This is a genomic window from Pseudoduganella sp. HUAS MS19, assembly GCF_053615455.1.
Window position 1 is genome coordinate 5,277,396 of the sequence record NZ_CM132133.1, and the last position, 16,697, is coordinate 5,294,092.

General features: G+C 62.0%; 17 protein-coding genes and 1 tRNA gene. 9 read left to right on the forward strand and 9 right to left on the reverse strand.

Going from position 1 to position 16,697, the window contains the following annotated elements:
- Positions 1-444 carry an FKBP-type peptidyl-prolyl cis-trans isomerase gene (locus ACWBU6_RS24195; protein ID WP_452645884.1) on the reverse strand — a complete coding sequence of 148 codons (444 nt, stop codon included), beginning with the start codon at positions 442-444 and terminating at the stop codon, positions 1-3.
- Positions 445-589: 145 nt separating this feature from the next.
- Here ACWBU6_RS24195 and radC point away from each other — a divergent pair, with 145 nt between their 5' ends.
- From radC to rpmG, 3 genes are all read left to right on the forward strand, one after another.
- Positions 590-1,264, forward strand: coding sequence for a RadC family protein (gene radC, locus ACWBU6_RS24200; protein WP_452645885.1), 675 nt, complete (start codon positions 590-592; stop codon positions 1,262-1,264).
- Between the two features lie 117 nt (positions 1,265-1,381).
- Positions 1,382-1,618: a 50S ribosomal protein L28 gene (rpmB, locus tag ACWBU6_RS24205; RefSeq protein WP_008451488.1), complete on the forward strand. Its 237-nt coding sequence runs from the start codon at positions 1,382-1,384 to the stop codon at positions 1,616-1,618.
- Between the two features lie 11 nt (positions 1,619-1,629).
- Positions 1,630-1,800 carry a 50S ribosomal protein L33 gene (rpmG, locus tag ACWBU6_RS24210; RefSeq protein ID WP_028101815.1) on the forward strand — a complete coding sequence of 57 codons (171 nt, stop codon included), beginning with the start codon at positions 1,630-1,632 and terminating at the stop codon, positions 1,798-1,800.
- A 95-nt stretch (positions 1,801-1,895) separates the two neighbouring features.
- On the opposite strand, the gene ACWBU6_RS24215 is transcribed toward rpmG, so the two are convergent.
- The 6 genes from ACWBU6_RS24215 to ACWBU6_RS24240 form a co-directional block, all read right to left on the reverse strand.
- Positions 1,896-2,375: a hypothetical protein gene (locus tag ACWBU6_RS24215; RefSeq protein ID WP_452645886.1), complete on the reverse strand. Its 480-nt coding sequence runs from the start codon at positions 2,373-2,375 to the stop codon at positions 1,896-1,898.
- A gap of 235 nt (positions 2,376-2,610) precedes the next feature.
- The gene (locus ACWBU6_RS24220) at positions 2,611-3,807 is read right to left on the reverse strand and encodes a DesA family fatty acid desaturase (RefSeq protein WP_452645887.1); all 1,197 of its coding nucleotides are present in this window, start codon (positions 3,805-3,807) and stop codon (positions 2,611-2,613) included.
- A gap of 92 nt (positions 3,808-3,899) precedes the next feature.
- Entirely contained in the window at positions 3,900-5,195 is a 1,296-nt protein-coding gene (locus ACWBU6_RS24225; RefSeq protein WP_452645888.1) for a mechanosensitive ion channel family protein, read from the reverse strand.
- A gap of 116 nt (positions 5,196-5,311) precedes the next feature.
- A complete protein-coding gene (locus ACWBU6_RS24230) occupies positions 5,312-6,604 on the reverse strand; it encodes an RsmB/NOP family class I SAM-dependent RNA methyltransferase (RefSeq protein ID WP_452645889.1) in 1,293 nt (430 codons plus the stop codon).
- A gap of 18 nt (positions 6,605-6,622) precedes the next feature.
- Positions 6,623-7,231: a phosphoribosylglycinamide formyltransferase gene (gene purN / locus ACWBU6_RS24235; RefSeq protein ID WP_452649616.1), complete on the reverse strand. Its 609-nt coding sequence runs from the start codon at positions 7,229-7,231 to the stop codon at positions 6,623-6,625.
- An 80-nt stretch (positions 7,232-7,311) separates the two neighbouring features.
- Complete coding sequence (locus ACWBU6_RS24240; protein WP_452645890.1) at positions 7,312-7,710, reverse strand: barstar family protein; 399 nt, start codon at positions 7,708-7,710, stop codon at positions 7,312-7,314.
- 308 nt (positions 7,711-8,018) lie between these two features.
- On the opposite strand from ACWBU6_RS24240, the gene ACWBU6_RS24245 reads away from it, so the two are divergent.
- The 4 genes from ACWBU6_RS24245 to ACWBU6_RS24260 all read left to right on the forward strand — a co-directional run bounded on the left by ACWBU6_RS24245 (position 8,019) and on the right by ACWBU6_RS24260 (position 11,343).
- Entirely contained in the window at positions 8,019-8,534 is a 516-nt protein-coding gene (locus tag ACWBU6_RS24245; protein ID WP_452645891.1) for a glycine zipper 2TM domain-containing protein, read from the forward strand.
- Between the two features lie 118 nt (positions 8,535-8,652).
- Entirely contained in the window at positions 8,653-9,438 is a 786-nt protein-coding gene (locus ACWBU6_RS24250; RefSeq protein WP_452645892.1) for a spermine/spermidine synthase domain-containing protein, read from the forward strand.
- 8 nt (positions 9,439-9,446) lie between these two features.
- Positions 9,447-11,210 (forward strand): GspE/PulE family protein, encoded by a 1,764-nt coding sequence (locus ACWBU6_RS24255; protein ID WP_452645893.1) that lies wholly within the window; start codon positions 9,447-9,449, stop codon positions 11,208-11,210.
- A 57-nt stretch (positions 11,211-11,267) separates the two neighbouring features.
- Positions 11,268-11,343, forward strand: a tRNA-Lys gene (locus tag ACWBU6_RS24260).
- A gap of 47 nt (positions 11,344-11,390) precedes the next feature.
- Here ACWBU6_RS24260 and ACWBU6_RS24265 read toward each other — a convergent pair.
- Complete coding sequence (locus tag ACWBU6_RS24265; RefSeq protein WP_452645894.1) at positions 11,391-12,635, reverse strand: outer membrane protein assembly factor BamB family protein; 1,245 nt, start codon at positions 12,633-12,635, stop codon at positions 11,391-11,393.
- Positions 12,636-12,738: 103 nt separating this feature from the next.
- On the opposite strand from ACWBU6_RS24265, the gene ACWBU6_RS24270 reads away from it, so the two are divergent.
- Together ACWBU6_RS24270 and ACWBU6_RS24275 are read left to right on the forward strand one after the other, a co-directional pair.
- Positions 12,739-13,392: a response regulator transcription factor gene (locus tag ACWBU6_RS24270; RefSeq protein WP_452645895.1), complete on the forward strand. Its 654-nt coding sequence runs from the start codon at positions 12,739-12,741 to the stop codon at positions 13,390-13,392.
- Positions 13,389-14,750, forward strand: coding sequence for a sensor histidine kinase (locus ACWBU6_RS24275; protein WP_452645896.1), 1,362 nt, complete (start codon positions 13,389-13,391; stop codon positions 14,748-14,750). The genes ACWBU6_RS24270 and ACWBU6_RS24275 overlap by 4 nt, the downstream gene beginning before the upstream one ends.
- Here ACWBU6_RS24275 and ACWBU6_RS24280 read toward each other — a convergent pair.
- Positions 14,747-16,678 carry a helicase-related protein gene (locus ACWBU6_RS24280; RefSeq protein ID WP_452645897.1) on the reverse strand — a complete coding sequence of 644 codons (1,932 nt, stop codon included), beginning with the start codon at positions 16,676-16,678 and terminating at the stop codon, positions 14,747-14,749. The genes ACWBU6_RS24275 and ACWBU6_RS24280 overlap by 4 nt on opposite strands.
- Positions 16,679-16,697 lie beyond the last annotated feature (19 nt).

Below are 16,697 nucleotides of genomic sequence, written 5' to 3' on the forward strand. Positions count from 1 at the left end.
TTACAGCACAGAGATAAGGTTCACTTCAAACTTCACCGGCTGGCCGGCCAGCGGGTGATTGAAGTCGAAGATGGCAACGTCGTCGCGCAGTTCGCGCAGCACGCCGGCAAAGCGGCCGCCTTTGGGCGCGTTGAAGTCGACCAGGTCGCCGACCTTGTATTCATTGTCCGGATCGGAGTTTTCTTCCAGCGTAGCACGGGACACGGCCTGCACCAGGTCCGGGTTGCGCGGACCGAAGCCTTCGCCCGGCGCCAGCTCGAACACCTTGTGCGTGCCTTCCGGCAGGCCGATCAGCAGCGCTTCCAGGTTCGGCGCCAACTGGCCCTGGCCCAGCATCAGGGTGGCAGGGTTGCCTTCGAAGGTGGAAACGATATTGGTGCCATCCATGGCGGCCAGGCGGTAATGCAGGGTGAGGTAAGCCGAAGCAGTGACAACGTTAGACATGGAAACAACTCTGGTGACAGGCAAAACGCTATTGTAAGCCATCGGGCGGCCCGCGGCGTGGCAGCCAGCCCTGACCCGAGCAAAACCTGACCCAGCGCAAACAGGCCCTCCGGCCCGGGCCAGATAATGGGCGATGGAGGTGACCATGGCGATCTCAGACTGGCCAGAACAACTGCGCCCACGCGAACGATTGTTAAGAGCCGGGCCGCAAGCCCTGTCCGACGCTGAACTGCTGGCGATCTTCCTGCGGGTCGGCATCCCCGGCAAGGACGCGGTGGCGCTGGCGACCGACCTGCTGGGGCGTTTCGGCTCCCTGCGCGCCCTGATCCACGCCAGCCGGACCGATTTCACGGCCATGCCCGGCCTGGGCGCCGCCAAATACGCCCAGCTGCAAGCTGTTGTCGAATTGGCACGGCGCGCCATTACCGAGGAAATGACAGCCGGCGAAGAGCTTTCCTCGCCGCACGCAGTCAAAGATTTCCTGCGCCTTTCGCTGGCCGGCCAGCCTTATGAATCCTTCCACGTCCTGTTCCTGGACGTGAAAAACCGCTTGATCGAAGCCTGCGAATTGTTTCGCGGCACGCTCACCCATACCAGCGTTTATCCGCGCGAAGTGGTGCGGGAAGCGCTGGCGCGCAACGCCGCCGCCGTCATGCTGGCCCATAACCACCCGTCCGGATCGCCTGCGCCAAGCGAGTCCGATGTGCTGCTGACCAGGGCGCTGGTACAGGCGCTAGCCCTGGTCGATATCCGCATCCTGGACCATTTTGTGGTCGCGGGACACCAGGTGCATTCCTTCGCGGAACATGGTCAAATCTAATTGTTAAATTCAACGATTTAATGTGACACAATTGTTTTTCGCAAGTGCTTGAAAATCTTGGGAAATTTCCATATACTCTTGTTTTTCCAATTTCGGAAGTAATTCAAGGAGTGTGCCATGGCACGTGTTTGCCAAGTTACTGGGAAGAAGCCGATGGTCGGCAACAATGTTTCCCACGCAAACAACAAAACCAAGCGTCGTTTCCTGCCAAACCTGCAGAACCGTCGTATTTTTGTTGAATCTGAAAACCGCTGGGTCTCCCTGCGTCTGTCTAACGCCGGTCTGCGCGTGATCGACAAGGTCGGCATCGACGCCGTCCTGGCCGACATGCGTGCACGTGGCGAGAAAGTTTAATAGGGAGCTGAATCATGGCAAAAACTGGCCGCGACAAGATCAAGCTGGAATCGACCGCTGGTACTGGTCACTTCTACACCACGACCAAGAACAAGCGCACCATGCCTTCCAAAATGGAAATCATGAAGTTCGATCCTAAAGCACGCAAGCACGTGATGTACAAGGAAACCAAGATCAAGTAATCGATCTAGGTTCAAAAAAATGTCCACCTTGGGGTCAGACCCCGAAGTGGACACGAGTGTCCACCTCGGGGTCTGACCCCAAGGTGGACATTTTTTTATTTGCAGCCTTCCAATGTTTGCAGCTGGAGGCGCTTGCCGGCGTGGATTGCCGTTACCTTTCCCTCGTGCATCATGTAGCGGATGGCCAGTTCACGGTCGCCCGTTTCCACCATCAGCCAATCCGGATGCTCAGGATGCGGCTTCACTGCGTCGCCATACACGCGCTGCAGCTTGGATGCCGGATCGCCAATACGCACGCCGCGTTCGGTCGCGTAGCGTCCCGCCACGTCGACCCGGACGACGACTTTGCGCACGAACGTCACCTCAAGGCTTGGATAGCGCTTGGAGCGCGCCACGCGGCATACCTTGTCCAGGGTAATGTCCTTGTCAGGCTCCAGGCCGCCGAAGGTCTTGCCCAGGTTTTCGTAGCGGGCGCCCACTTTGTACGGTCCGAGGCCATCAGGTTTAATGACCCAGCTCGCGGCCTGGGCAGTACCTGCCAGGGTCATCGCCAGCGGAAAAATCCACCATTTCACTGCAATCTCCTAAAATGTTGACTCACGGAAACAGCATACTCCTAAGACCTAAGTCACGCCAACACGAATTGCGGGCCTTCCCATCCATCGAGGTATTTTGGTCACACCGGCGCACGGTTGGCTGCCAAACCTGCGGCAGGCTGCTGCCGGCATACCAGTCCTGACTGCAGTCATTCGCTCCCCTTAAAAAACAAAACGGCCCCGAAGGGCCGTCTGATGGCAAGGCCGATCCGGCTTAGGCGTAGCTGCGCAGGCGCATCGAGAACTCTTGCAGGGACTTGATGCCGGACGCCTCCGCACGCTCGCACCAGTCTTGCAGCTTGTGTACCAGCTCGTCGCGGGTGAAATGCGAACGCTCCCACAGCATGCCCAGTTCCACGCGCATATTGTGCATGGTTTCCAGGGCTTTCGAATGCTGGAACAATTCCACCAGCTGCTGCTTCTGTGGAGCTTCCAGCTTGCCTGGCTCGCGCTGCAGCAGCTTGCGGGCCGATTTAGGGAAACGCGCATCGAGCTGCGACTTGTCCTTCAGTTGCGCCAGCTCCTCTTTCCAGGCGTGCTTGACGGATTTGGCGTACTTGGCCATTACGTCGTAGCGGTTGGCAATCACCGATTGCAGGGTTTCGAAGTCGGCCTTCACCTTGGCGGTGTCGAACTTGGGCTTGGGCGGCATCTTCTTCACTTTGGCCATGCCGATCATTTCCATGGCGCGGATATAACCCCAGCCGATGTCGAACTCATACCACTTGGACGACAGCTTGGCCGAAGTCGCATAAGTGTGGTGGTTGTTGTGCAGTTCTTCGCCGCCGATGATGATGCCCCAAGGGATGATGTTGGTCGCAGCATCGGAGCAGTCGTAATTGCGGTAGCCCCACCAGTGGCCGATACCGTTGATGATGCCGGCGGCGGTCACAGGGATCCACAGCATCTGCACGGCCCACACGGTAATGCCCTTGGCGCCGAACAGGATGAAATCGATGATCAGCATCAGCGCCACGCCCTGCCAGCTGAAACGCGAGTACAGGTTCTTTTCGATCCAGTCGTCAGGCGTGCCGTGGCCGTACTTCTCCATGGTTTCCTTGTTCTTGGACTCAGCGCGGTACAGCTCGGCGCCTTGCCAGAACACGGTCTTGATGCCCTTGGTGACCGGGCTGTGCGGATCTTCTTCGGTATCGCACTTGGCGTGGTGCTTGCGATGGATCGCCGCCCATTCCTTGGTCACCTGGCCGGTGGTCAGCCACAGCCAGAAACGGAAGAAGTGCGAAGGGATCGCGTGCAGTTCCAAGGCACGGTGCGCCTGGTGGCGATGCAGGAAGATCGTCACGCTGGCGATGGTGATGTGGGTCAGGATCAGGGTCACGCCAACCGTGGCCCAGGCACCGAGGCCGGTCACGCCATGGCTGATGAAATCGAGAACTGCGCTTAAATCCATTACAACTCCAAATGAGGACTCCGAATAGGCGCAATTGTACGCGCTTTCGCAAGTGATTAGCGGAAGGTTTTCCCGTAGGCACTGATTATTTTTTAGGCAGACTGCTCAGGCAGAGGGCCCAGCAGGCGAATCTCGCGTTGCGGGAACGGTACAGTAATTCCGTTTTCTTTCAAGGACTTCCAGATTGCCCGATTGACATCCGAAGTCACGCCGCCGCGGCCATTTTCCGGATCGGCGATCCAGAAAGCCAGCGCCAGTTCCAGGCCATCAGCGCCAAACGCCTGCAGCATGCCCGAAGGCGGCTTGTCCTTCATGACACGTTCGATGGACAGGGCAGCATCTTCCATCAGCTTGAGCACGAAATCGACATCGCTATCGTAGCCGACCGTGACGCGGGTGACGATCACCACGGCCGGATTCGATAGCGAAGAATTCTGTACCGCGCCCGAGACCAGCATTTCGTTCGGTACGATCGATTCCACGCCATCGGTCCCCTGCAGCACGGTATAGCGGGTATTGATCTGGGTAACCTGGCCGGTGTATTTGTCGACCGTGATGACATTGCCGATGGTCAGGCTGCGGTCCAGCAGGATGATAAAGCCCGACACATAATTGCTGGCGATCTTCTGCAAGCCCAAGCCAAGGCCGACGCCCAGCGCACCGCCGAACACGGACAGCACGGTCAGGTCGATGCCCACCAGCGACAGGCTGAGCAGCACCGCAACCAGGATCAGCACCGCGCGGCCCATGCGCGCGATCACCACGCGCAGGTTGGAATGCATGGTGTGCAGGTTCATCAAGCGCTCTTCCAACGCCGCGCCGGCCCACATAGCCAGCAACAGCAGCACCACCACCGACACTGCCGCCTGCAAGATGGTTGCGATCGACACCTTGTGCTTGCCGAGCGGGATCAGCGTGTCGTCGAGGAAGGCAAAGACCTCCCGGTAAAAGCCGGTGATATACAGCACGAAGGCCAGCCACACCAGGAGCTGGAAGGCCTTCTCGAAATTCTGCATGCCCTCGCCCACGACGCCACCGCGCACGAACACGCGGCGCAGCAGGTAAAAGCCGAAGCGGATCACGGCCAACGAGCTGAAGATCGGCAGCGCCAGGTTGAACAGATTCGTGTGCAGGTGGAAGCGGCCCAGCATTTTCTGCGAAGCCCACAGCAGCACGACGATGGCCAGCGGACCGACCACGCGGCCAAAGCTCTCCACGCCAAAGCGCGCCACATCATTATTAGCGGTACGCGCCTTCACGCCGCGCAGCAGGAAGAGCGACAAGGTCCAGCCCAGCATGATGGACAACACGATCGCACCCACCTGCCACATCAGGCCCGGATCGCGCAGATCACCCAGAAGATCATTCAGCAAGTTCGCCAACGACATCGTTCGGTTTTCTCCTTATGGTTCAGCCCGTGTCAACCTTGGGGTCAGACCCTTTGCTTGCCACGCGCGCGTGGCAAGCAAAGGGTCTGACCCCAAGGTTGACACGGGCTGGGCAGTTACTCTTCGTCGGCCTTGGCTGGCTTGGCCATCGGCTTGCGTTCGAAGACGGCGGCGAAGAAGCCGTCAGTCTGGTGCTTGTGCGGCAGCAGCTTGAGGTAGTCGCCCATCTCAAGGTTGGCGATCTTTTGCTCTGCCAGCACTTTGGACATCGGCACCAGCTCGAAATCCGGATGGGTTTCGATGAATTGCTTTGCGACTGCGTCGTTCTCCTCGTCCAGCAGCGAGCAGGTGGCGTACACCAGGCGTCCGCCGCCTTTGACCAGGCGCGCTGCGCCGTCCAGGATCGAGACCTGCTTTTCGTGCATTTCGGCGATCGCGCCTTCCGGCTGGCGCCATTTCACGTCCGGGTTGCGGCGCAGCGTGCCCATGCCGGAACATGGCGCGTCCACCAGCACGCGGTCGATCTTGCCCGCCAGGCGCTTGACCTTGGCATCTTTTTCGTGGGCGATGGCGACCGGGTGCACGTTCGACAAGCCGGAGCGCGCCAGGCGCGGCTTCAGCTTGCTCAAACGCTTTTCCGATACGTCGAAGGCATACAGGCGGCCGGTGTTGCGCATCTGCGCACCCAGCGCCAGCGTCTTGCCGCCGGCGCCGGCGCAGAAGTCGACCACCATCTCGCCACGCTTGGCGCCGAGGATCTGAGCCAGCAGCTGGCTGCCTTCGTCCTGCACTTCGATCGCGCCGGATTTGAACAGCGGCAGGTTCTGCAGCGCCGGCTTTTTCTTCAGGCGCAGGCCCAGCGGGGCATACGGCGTTGGCTCGGCGACGATAGGCGCGGTGGCCAGTTCAGCCACCACCGCATCGCGGTCGCTCTTCATGGCGTTGACGCGCAGGTCCAGCGGCGCCGGGGTGTTCAGCGCATCGGCCAGGGCCAGGGTTTCCTCTTCGCCGTATTGCGCGACCAGTTTGTCGAACAGCCATTTCGGCATGTTCGCACGCATCGATTTATGCAGCAGCGAGCGGTCGATTTCGAGCTGGCGCTTCAGCCATTCGGATTCTTCTTCGCTCAGGCCCGGCAGGGCGTCGATACCGACGGCATCGGCCATGCCCAGCAGCACCAGGCGGCGCATGGTGGCGCCTCCTGCGCCGGCCTCGGCGCGGTCGGTGAAGAAGGCCTTGTTACGCAGCACGGCGTATACCGATTCAGCAATGGCGCCGCGCTCGCGGCCGCCCAGCTTAGGGTGCGATTTGAAAAAGTGCGACAGGGTGGTGTCGGCCGGCGCAGTGAAGCGCATGATTTCACGCAGCACGTTTTCGGCGCTGGTGAGGACGTATGGTGGCAAACGCATGGTGTTCTTTCTATTTGTTCAGTTGCGGTCAATATTGACCTTGCCATCCTCGACCCGCAAACGGCCTTCGATGAACCAGCGGATCGCGCGCGGGTACATGACCCATTCCTGCTCCAGCACGCGCGCCGCCAGCACATCGGCGGTATCGCCCGGCAGGATCGGCACGGCCACCTGGTCCACCAGCGGGCCATGGTCCAGCTCCGCGGTCACGAAATGGACGGTGGCGCCGTGCGTGGCGGCGCCCGATGCCAGCGCCTGCTCGTGCGTGTGCAGTCCCGGGAACAGCGGCAGCAGCGATGGGTGGATATTCAGCATGCGGTTTTCGTAGTGGCTGACAAAGCCCGGCGTCAGGATGCGCATGAAGCCGGCCAGCACCACGAGGTCGGGCTTGAAGCCGTCAATGACTTCCTGCAGCGCAGCATCGAATGCTTCGCGGCTAGGATAATCCTTGTTGCTGACTACTGCGGTCGGGATGCCGTGCCTGGCCGCAAATTCGAGGCCTTTGGCGTCCGCCTTATTGCTGATGACGGCGGCAATGCGGGCCGGCCATTGTTCGGCCTGGGCTGCACGGACCACCGCTTCCATATTGCTTCCGCGTCCGGAAATGAGGATGACGATGTTTTTCATGGCCGCCATTGTACCTGCTCAGGCGAGCCAACGCGACATTATGCTGCTGCGCAGCAAACTATGCAAGTGGGGGTTTGCGGCTACTCGAAGGAGTAAAAGACGCGGAACGGTACTTTCTTTTCGGCCCAGAAATCGGCCGCATCGCGAAATACATCGAGCAGGCACTCGCGTGCTTCGCGGTCAAATTTTTGCGTATTTGGCAATTGTTCGAGGACGATCAGGAAACCGGTCTGCTCGCCTGCCTTGGCCATGGTTTCCGTCAGGGTTTCGCGCAGGGCGTCGAAATTCTTGCCGTGCGGTTTAGGGATGTGGAAAGACTCGGCAATAATGCCCAGGACTTGCTGCTTGGTCAGGCCGGCATTGCAATGTGCGTACAAAAAGTGCTGCCCCAGGCGCGCTGCCTCGTCCTGCAGCTCTGCCACGCGGAAGGCGCGAATAGACTGGACTAAATTAGGCGGCACAGTTATCAACAAACTCATCTTTCCCTCAAATCGACCTATCCATTACAAGCCGTAGGCGGGTCAATGCGCCGGGGCCGGAGCTTTCGTTTCTCCCTGTCAATCTGATTCCACGCCATAAGGGTAACGTGTTGTACTCTATGAATCAACCCGAAAGTGAGTCCTAACGCAAGTTTTGTTAAAAACTTACCATATTAACCCAAAAGCATGGGGTTACATTTTGTTGCCTTACTTCCCCCAAGGATACAAGCCTTGGCGTTACTATTTAGACGTGCAATTCCAATTTAAGCAAAGCGAACTGCCCAAAAGACAGAAACGAGGTAAACAGAATGAAAGCCAAAACTAAATTGTTTTTCGCAGCAATGGGCCTCGGCGCCCTGCCGCTGGCGCAGGCCCAGGCCATCGACTTCGAAGACTACGGCCGCGTGACCCGCGTAACGCCAGTGACCGAGCAGGTTAACCGGCCACGCCAGGAGTGCCGCACCGAGTATGTCCAGGTGCAGCAGCCGCAGGAACGCGGTGTCGGCGGCAGCATCCTGGGCGGCATCCTGGGGGCGGCAGTGGGCAGCCAGGTTGGTTCGGGCAGCGGCAAGACTGCCGCCACCGCCGCCGGCGCGATTGCCGGCGCCGTGATCGGTGACCGCACCCAGAACGCGAACGCCCAGCCGGGCGCAGTGCAGGAGCAGGCCGTGAAACAGTGCCGCATGGTCGATGCGTACGAGACCCGCACCACCGGTTATAACGTGGAGTACGATTATCGCGGACGCACCTACACCAACTTCATGAGTTACGATCCGGGCCAGCGTATTCGCCTGCGCGTGAATGTTGAGCCGATGAATAATTAAGTCCCGGCCACGAAAAAATGGGGACGGCCCCCGTTTTCCGCCAGGCGGAAAATGGGGCCCGTCCCCATTTTTTATCGTGCGCTTGCTTGTGAGCAAGATAACGCGGGATAATGCCGCCATGCTGATCAAACGTAAATCCATTGAAAAAGAAGAGTCTTCGCGTCCGGCCACGCGAAAACCCAGGTTTGCGCCGGTCACGCTATCCGAACTGGATGGTGTGCGCTACCTGCATTTCGGTACCGAGTGGGTGCAAGGGGCGATGCGCATCCGCAAACCGGACTGGCCAGAGCTGGAGTACGCGCAGCAGATGATGGCGTGGATGCTGTGGCATGATGCCCCGTCCCACGTCGCCCAACTGGGCCTGGGCACCGGCGCGCTGACCAAGTTCTGCTACAAGCACTTTCTCCAGACGCAGGTCACCACCGTGGAACTGAACCCGTCGGTGATCAGCATCTGCTATGCCATGTTCAAGCTGCCCGACAATGACGAGCGCCTGAATGTGGTCGAAATGGATGCGATGGATTACGTCACCAATCCCGACCACCACGGCACCCTGGATGCGCTGCAGGTCGACCTGTACGATGCCACCGCACGCGGCCCGGTACTCGACACGCCCGAGTTCTACCAGGCCTGCGCCGCCTGCCTGAATGACGATGGCATCATGACCATCAACCTGTTCGGCGACCATCCGAGCTTCGCCAAGAATCTGAAGGCGATGAAGTTTGCCTTCCCTCAAGTGGTGTCGCTGCCGGAAGTCCACGATGGGAACGTGGTGGCGATCGCCTTCAAGACCCGCCGCCAGATCGACGTTGCTGCGCTGGCAGAGCGCGCCGCACAAATCGTCGCCGAAACTAAGTTGCCCGCAAAGTCCTGGCTCAAGGGACTGAAAGCCGCACTCGCATAAGGTCACCCATGGCAAAAGCACTCGATCTTCAAATTATCTTCACCTGGCTGCTGGCCGATGGAATGGTCGAGAAAGCCGAAGTCAAAGGGCTTTACTCGCAAGCGCAGGGCATCCTGCGCAATACGCCCGGCGCCATGCATCCCCTGAGCGCGGTGGCGCACTGCAAGCTGGTGTCGGCCAAGAGCGGGAAGCTGCTGACGCTGGACGTGCTGACCGAATGGCTGGCGCAGCGCGCCAAACTGCCCTTCTACCGCATTGACCCGCTGAAGATCGATTTCACCAAGGTGGCGGACGTGATGTCTGCCAGCTATGCGGCGCGCTTCAACATACTGCCGGTGGAAATCACGCCCGATACGCTGACCGTGGCCACCGCCGATCCGTTCGCACTGGAGTGGGAAGCGGAAATCGCCAAGGTCTCGCGCCGCGTCATCAAGCGCGTCATCTCGAACCCGCTCGACATCTCCCAGTACACCTCGCAGTTCTTCTCGCTGGCCAAGTCGATCAAGCACGCCAACAAGAACACTGGCCAGGACGTCGCGCTGCGCAACAACTTCGAGCAGCTCGTCGAATTGGGCAAGATGAACAAGACGGTCGATGCCAACGACCAGCACGTGATCAACATCGTCGACTGGCTGTGGCAGTACGCGTTCGAACAGCGTGCATCGGATATCCACCTAGAGCCCAAGCGCGACCTCGGCACCATCCGTTTCCGTATCGACGGCGTGCTGCACCAGGTCTACCAAGTGCCTGCCGTGGTGATGATCGCCATGACCGCACGCATCAAGCTGCTGGGCCGCATGGACGTCATCGAAAAGCGCCGGCCGCAGGACGGGCGCATCAAGACCCGCACCGCCGGCGGCCAGGAAATCGAGCTGCGCCTGTCGACCCTGCCTACCGCTTTCGGCGAAAAGCTGGTGATGCGTATCTTCGACCCGGAGGTGGTGGTGAAGACCCTGCCCGAACTGGGCTTCCCGGTCGAAGACGCAAAGCGCTGGGATGCGCTGACCAACCGCCCGCACGGCATCATCCTCGTTACCGGCCCTACCGGCTCGGGCAAAACCACCACGCTGTACACCACGCTGAAGACGCTGGCGACGCCGGAGGTCAATGTCTGCACGGTGGAAGACCCGATCGAGATGGTGGAAGCCTCTTTTAACCAGATGCAGGTGCAGCCCGGCATCGACCTGACCTTCGCCGACGGCGTGCGCGCCCTGATGCGGCAAGACCCGGACATCATCATGGTGGGTGAGATCCGTGACCTGGAGACTGCCGAAATGGCAATCCAGGCCGCGCTGACCGGTCACCTTGTGCTGTCCACCCTGCACACCAACGACGCGCCATCCGCGGTGATGCGCTTGCTGGAACTGGGCGTGCCCTACTACATGCTGGAAGCGACCCTGATCGGCATCATGGCGCAGCGCCTGGTGCGCACACTCTGCGTGGACTGCAAGGAAGAAGGCGGCGAACTGGCCGACGATATCTGGCAAGGCCTGAGCGGGGGCTGGGACATGGGCAAGCCGGAGAAGGTGTATCGCCCGGTCGGCTGCCCGGAATGCCGCCAGACCGGATTCCGCGGCCGCACCGGCATCTATGAGCTGCTTACCACCAGCGAATCGTTCAACTCCATGCTGGAAGAGGAAACCGACATCACTGCCTTGCGCAAGCAAGCGGTAGCCGAAGGCATGATCCCGCTGCGCATTGCAGGCGCCTTCAAGGTGCGCGAGGGCGTGACCACGGCGGAAGAAGTACTCAAAGTTACCGCCATGGGCTGACGGCAGAAAAGGGGCTTTGCAAACGCCGCAATCCTCGTATATAATACGGCCTCTTTCGGGTCGTTAGCTCAGTTGGTAGAGCAGCGGACTTTTAATCCGTTGGTCGCAGGTTCGAGCCCCGCACGGCCTACCAGAATGAACAGGAAAGCCTCGTCTTCGGACGAGGCTTTTTTGTTTCTGTCAGCGGAAGAACATCACCCTTCCATCTGCGGTGGCCGCTATCAGCTGGCCATCATGCCAGACCGGCGTCGAGATAAAGGCGCCCAGCCGTTTCACATGTTCGATCGTGGCCAGCATGGACTGGGGACCTTCAAACAAACGCTTGCTGTCGAACTTGCCGCTCTTTGCATCCAGCAGGCCGAAATCGTTGGCCAGGCTTTCCGGTGTACGCCAGGACCACTGCGCTTTACCCGTTGTTGCGTCCAGCGCAAACAGCTCGCCGCGCATGCTGGCGCCATACACGGTTCCGCCAGCCAGTACCGGCGTGGCGTAAGTCCACACCTTGGTGTCATGTTCGAACAGGGGCTGGCCGCTGCGCTTGTCCAGGCCGACCAGCAGATTGGTGTCGGACGTGCCGAAGTAGACGCCTTTTCCGCTGGCGACCGCACCCGAAATCACCCAGGAACCCTTGCCGTCATAGCGCCATCTCAGCTTCCCGCTGGCCAGCTCCAGCGCGTAGAACCAGGTATCGCGCGAGCCGATATACACCGTATCGCCATCAACCAGGGGCGGGGCCTGCACGCCCAACAGGGTGCTGGTCTTCTGCTCGGTTTCGGTCTGGTAGCGCCATAGCTGCCTGCCGCTGGCCACATCCAGCGCATACACCGCACCGTCCCAGCTGCCGAACACCAGGGTCTTGCCGGCAAGCGCGGGCGCTGCGTGGATCATGCCGCCGCTCTTGAAAGCCCATTGCACGGCACCCGTCTTCGCGTCCAGCGCGTACAGGCGCTCATCGGAGCTGCCGAAGTACACGCGGCCGTCCGCAACCACCGGCGACGACAGCCAGAAATCCCAGGGATCGCGGGCAGGAGCGGCCCTCTTCTCGCTGCCATACAGGCCGTATGCCGCAAAGCGGGCTTCACCCTGGGTGGCAAATTCCCAGCGGCGCGCACCGGTCGCGGCATCGACTGCGTGCAAGCGGCCGTCGCGCGCCAGTGCGTACACCGTGCCATCGGCCACTGCCGGCGTGGACCCGATGCCAGCACCTGCATGGTATAGCCAGGCGAGCTTGCGGCTGGCCAGGTCATAGGCGTAGAGATTGCCGTCCTCCGCGCCGATGAACAGCCTGCCCTGCGCGACCACAGGGCTCGAAACGGTCTGCGCGCGCAGCTCGATAGTGTGCTCCAGTTTCATGGATGGCGCGGCGCCGGCAAGCGGCGCGGCAAATGCCAGCGCCAGCGCCAGCAAGGTAGTGATAGCTCGCATAAGGTCTCCTGTTTAAACGCAGCGATTCTAGCGGCGCCGGCTGCGGCAAACCTTCAGGCTTCCTAAAGACCGTGCGGCATGCTTGCTGCTACACTCCGGGGCCATGAAGATCCTGCTCGTAGAAGATGACCTCGAACTGGGCCGCGCCCTGCAGGCCGTGCTGCTGGACGATGGCTTCGATGCTGTCTGGGTGCGCATGGCTGCCGATGCCCGCCGCCTGCTCGCGCCAGGCAGCTTTGCTGCCGCCGTGCTGGACCTCGGCCTGCCCGACGGCGACGGCATGGCAATGCTGCGGGAACTACGCGGCAATGACGACCTGCTGCCGGTGGTGTTGATCACGGCGCGCGATGCACTGGAAGACCGGCTGTCGGGTTTCGCGGCTGGCGCCGACGATTACCTTGTCAAGCCCTTCGACATGGCGGAGTTGCTGGCGCGGCTGCGCGCCGTCCTGCGCCGCACGCATGGTGCATCGGCCGGCACCGGCATCTGGACATGCGGCGCGCTTGCGCTTGACGAACGGCGCAAGGCCGCGCGCTGCGAGGGCGAGGCGGTTGCACTCTCGCCCACCGAGTACGCCCTGCTGCTGGCACTGATGCAGTCGGCCGACCGCGTCGTAACGCGCACCGAACTTGAGGACAGCGCATTGGCCGGCAACGAAAGCCAGTCGCTGGATGTCCACATGTCCAACCTGCGCAAGAAGATCGGCGAGCGGCACCTGCGTACCGTGCGCGGCATCGGCTACATGATCGTCGCATGATGGCACAGCGCTCCCTGTTCCGCCGCCTGCTGGGTGGCTTCCTGCTGGTGATGCTGGCAATCTGGCTCGGCGTGGTCGGCCTGGCCGTCTATGAAACCAAGGTACTGCACGCCCGCCACACGGCGGCTGAAAACCGGGGCTGGACGCGCCAGATCCTGCTCAACCTGCGCTCGGTGGCGCATGATGCTGCGGAAACGGCGCGCGTGGCACAGCAGGTGGAGAAACTGCGCTACGACATGCTGCGCGAAATCGATTACTGGCCCAAGCCGGTCATGCTGCAGGTTTGGCTGCACGGCGAACCCATCTACCGCTCCGCAGGCGGCCTGCCCGCGGGACTGGCGCTGCCCGGTCCGGACAGCCCCGGCCTCGGCGCCAACTGGTCGAGCGAGACGGAACACAACGCCGCCGCCGGGCTTGTCGTGCGGCGCGACGCCATGCATGACACCAGCTGGCTGTTGACCGGTTCCGGTGCCGCCTATTACCTGGCGCCCTTGCTGTACAGCCTGCCCTTCCTGCTGCTGCCCGCATGGTTTATCGTGCGCCGCGGCCTGCAGCCCTTGCAGACCTTGGTGGCGGCGATCGAGCAGCGCTCGGACAGCGCCCTGCAGCCGCTGCCGCCATCGGGCTACCGCGAGCTGGCGCCGCTCGCCGCTTCAGTGAACCGCCTGATGCAGCGCCTGACCGAGCGCGTCGAACGCGACAAGCAATTCCTGACCGATGCCGCGCACGAACTCAAAACGCCTTTGTCCGTGATCCAGGCCAATGCCCACCTGCTGCTGAACCATCGCGACAACCCGGCGCGCTTGCAGGAAGCCGACCAGGGTCTGCGCCAGGGCGTCGCGCGCGCAACGCACACCGTGCACCAGCTGCTGGCCCTGGAACGGGCGCGCCACGATGCCGAGGCCGGCGCGGCACAGCCGCTCGATCTGGTGCACCTGCTGCGCGAACGGCTGGCGCATGCGGCGCCGCTGGCGATGCAGCGCAATGTCGAACTGGAGCTGGCAGCGCCGCCCGCATGCCGCCTTGCCCTGCACCGCGAAAGCATCGTCGCCCTGCTCGACAACGTGGTGGGCAACGCCATCAAATATTCGCCGGACGGCGGCTGCATACGCGTCGCGTTATCGGCGGGGGCCGCGCCCACGCTGGCGGTCTGCGACGAAGGCCCTGGCATCGCGCCGGAACTGCGCGCCAGGGTATTCGAGCGCTTTTACCGCATTCCCGGCCAGACCCATGCCGGCAGCGGCCTTGGCCTTGCCATTGCGGAGCGCGCAGCCCGGCGTAACGGCGCCCGCATCACGCTGCATGATGGCGATGGTGGGCGCGGCCTGCTGGTGCTGCTGCGTTTCGCGCCGCCTTAACGGAAGCGCTTGGGCTGGCGGCGGCGGTTGGCGGCGTTCTGGTCTTGCAAAATGCCGTCCACCCGTTCCGAGGCTGAACGCGAGAGCTCCAGCGCCTGCGCCACATCGGGGAAGAATTCCGGCAGGCGGTAGCCCAGCCAGGCGTAGGCCGAGTACAGGCGGCAGGCGTCTTCCGCTTCCTGCAGGTTCATCCACTGCAGCGGGTTCTGCTCCGGGTGCAGGTGGGTAACGCGCTGGCGCGACAGCGACACGCACCAATGCTCCCATGCCTTTTGCAGCGTGACCACGTTGCAGGAAACCGGCACCAGCGACAACGTGAACTTGTCGGCCACCGACAGCGGCAAGGTGTCGAGCCATTCGGCGCGTTCGAACTGCTCTTCGGTGATGCGCGGGAAGAAGAAGCCGTCCGGCACGTCGATATTGTGGACGAAGCGCTTGAGCAGCCGCGCCAGCGAACCTTCGCCCGTAACGGAAGCGATGCGGTGCAGGTGTTCCAGCGTTGGCGCCACGGCGAAGCCGGTGGCCTTCAGCGGGGGCAGCTTTTCCTTCAGCAGCGAACGCATCACGCCGTGCGTCTCGTCGTCGTAGCCGGCCACGTGGCCTTCCTCGTGCACGCCGTAGCGCCCTGCCCTGCCCGCAATCTGGCGCGCCAATGCCGCCGGGATTTCCTCTTCCTCGTAGCCGTTGTACTTGACGGTGGTGGTCATCACCACGCGCTGGATCGGCAGGTTCAAGCCCATGGCGATGGCGTCGGTGCCCACCACCACGTCAGCGTGCCCGTCGCGGAAGCGCTGCGCCTGCGCGCGCCGCACTTCCGGCGACAGGTTGCCGTACACGGTGGCGACCGACAGCCCGGCCTCGGTCACCATATCGCGCCACATCAGCACTTCACGGCGCGAGAATGCGATCACGGCATCGCCCTTGCGCAAGCCCTTGAGCTTGCGTACGGCGGACGGCTCCATCGACAAGGGCGCCTTGCGCTTCAGGATATGGACTTCGATCGGGCACTCCAGTCGCTGCGCCAGCGCTTCCACCGCGCGGCGTGCCTCGGCAGCGCCCACCAGGTAGACCGTGCGTGCCGGTGCGCCACAGACTGCGGCGGTCCAGGCCGCGCCGCGGTCGAAGTCGGACAGCATCTGGATCTCGTCGATCACCGCCACTTCGACCGGGGTGCGCGTGTCCAGCATTTCCACCGTACTGGCGACGTGGGTCGCGCCCTGTTCGATACGGCGCTCTTCACCGGTCACCAGGCTGACCTTCAGCTCGGGATCGGAAGCTTGCAGGCGCTCGTAGTTTTCCAATGCCAGCAGGCGCAGCGGTGCGAGATAGACGCCGCTGCGCGCCTTTGCCAACGCTTCCATCGCCTTGTGGGTCTTGCCGGAATTGGTCGGCCCCAGCAGCGCGATGAATTTGCGCGGCAGGCGGCGCGCCACCTCGAAGGTGTCCGGGTATTCCGCCAGGTTGATGCTTTGCCGTGTACGTTCGGCGTGGCGCTCTTCACGATGGCGCTCCACCGCATGCTCCAGGCGCTGGCGGATGCGGTCGAAGACGATGCCGGCCGGTTCGGAGGTCTGCATGTCTTCCAGCGCGTGCAGGAAGTCCATCGGCCGCATGCCACAATCGTCGCACTCTTCGCGCAGCTCGGCGGCGAAGGCGGCGACATCGGCATGCAGCGCGCCTTGCGCCGCTTCGCTGCCGCGCTCAAGCAACAAGGCCGCGCGCCCGTCGCGCTCCAGCTTGCGCCATTTGGAGGGTTTGGCCAGTACGCCTTGCTGCGGCACCAGGTCGTAGGGAAGGTGCAGGCCGTCCAGCTCCACGGCGCCCGTGAAGCGCAGGAATACCCGGCCCTCCTGCTTTGCCAGTTCGATGCCGCGGGCTGCGAGGCCCAGCTCAGTCACCAACTGTTCGTCGTCGTCAATATCTGTCATGGCGCGCCGATTATAGCTC

Coding starts and splice junctions, on each gene's coding strand:
- ACWBU6_RS24195 (WP_452645884.1), bottom strand. CDS start 444: ATGTCTAACGTTGTCACTGCTTCGGCTTACCTCACCCTGCATTACCGC.
- radC (WP_452645885.1), top strand. CDS start 590: ATGGCGATCTCAGACTGGCCAGAACAACTGCGCCCACGCGAACGATTG.
- rpmB (WP_008451488.1), top strand. CDS start 1,382: ATGGCACGTGTTTGCCAAGTTACTGGGAAGAAGCCGATGGTCGGCAAC.
- ACWBU6_RS24220 (WP_452645887.1), bottom strand. CDS start 3,807: ATGGATTTAAGCGCAGTTCTCGATTTCATCAGCCATGGCGTGACCGGC.
- ACWBU6_RS24225 (WP_452645888.1), bottom strand. CDS start 5,195: ATGTCGTTGGCGAACTTGCTGAATGATCTTCTGGGTGATCTGCGCGAT.
- ACWBU6_RS24230 (WP_452645889.1), bottom strand. CDS start 6,604: ATGCGTTTGCCACCATACGTCCTCACCAGCGCCGAAAACGTGCTGCGT.
- purN (WP_452649616.1), bottom strand. CDS start 7,231: ATGAAAAACATCGTCATCCTCATTTCCGGACGCGGAAGCAATATGGAA.
- ACWBU6_RS24240 (WP_452645890.1), bottom strand. CDS start 7,710: ATGAGTTTGTTGATAACTGTGCCGCCTAATTTAGTCCAGTCTATTCGC.
- ACWBU6_RS24245 (WP_452645891.1), top strand. CDS start 8,019: ATGAAAGCCAAAACTAAATTGTTTTTCGCAGCAATGGGCCTCGGCGCC.
- ACWBU6_RS24250 (WP_452645892.1), top strand. CDS start 8,653: ATGCTGATCAAACGTAAATCCATTGAAAAAGAAGAGTCTTCGCGTCCG.
- ACWBU6_RS24255 (WP_452645893.1), top strand. CDS start 9,447: ATGGCAAAAGCACTCGATCTTCAAATTATCTTCACCTGGCTGCTGGCC.
- ACWBU6_RS24265 (WP_452645894.1), bottom strand. CDS start 12,635: ATGCGAGCTATCACTACCTTGCTGGCGCTGGCGCTGGCATTTGCCGCG.
- ACWBU6_RS24270 (WP_452645895.1), top strand. CDS start 12,739: ATGAAGATCCTGCTCGTAGAAGATGACCTCGAACTGGGCCGCGCCCTG.
- ACWBU6_RS24275 (WP_452645896.1), top strand. CDS start 13,389: ATGATGGCACAGCGCTCCCTGTTCCGCCGCCTGCTGGGTGGCTTCCTG.
- ACWBU6_RS24280 (WP_452645897.1), bottom strand. CDS start 16,678: ATGACAGATATTGACGACGACGAACAGTTGGTGACTGAGCTGGGCCTC.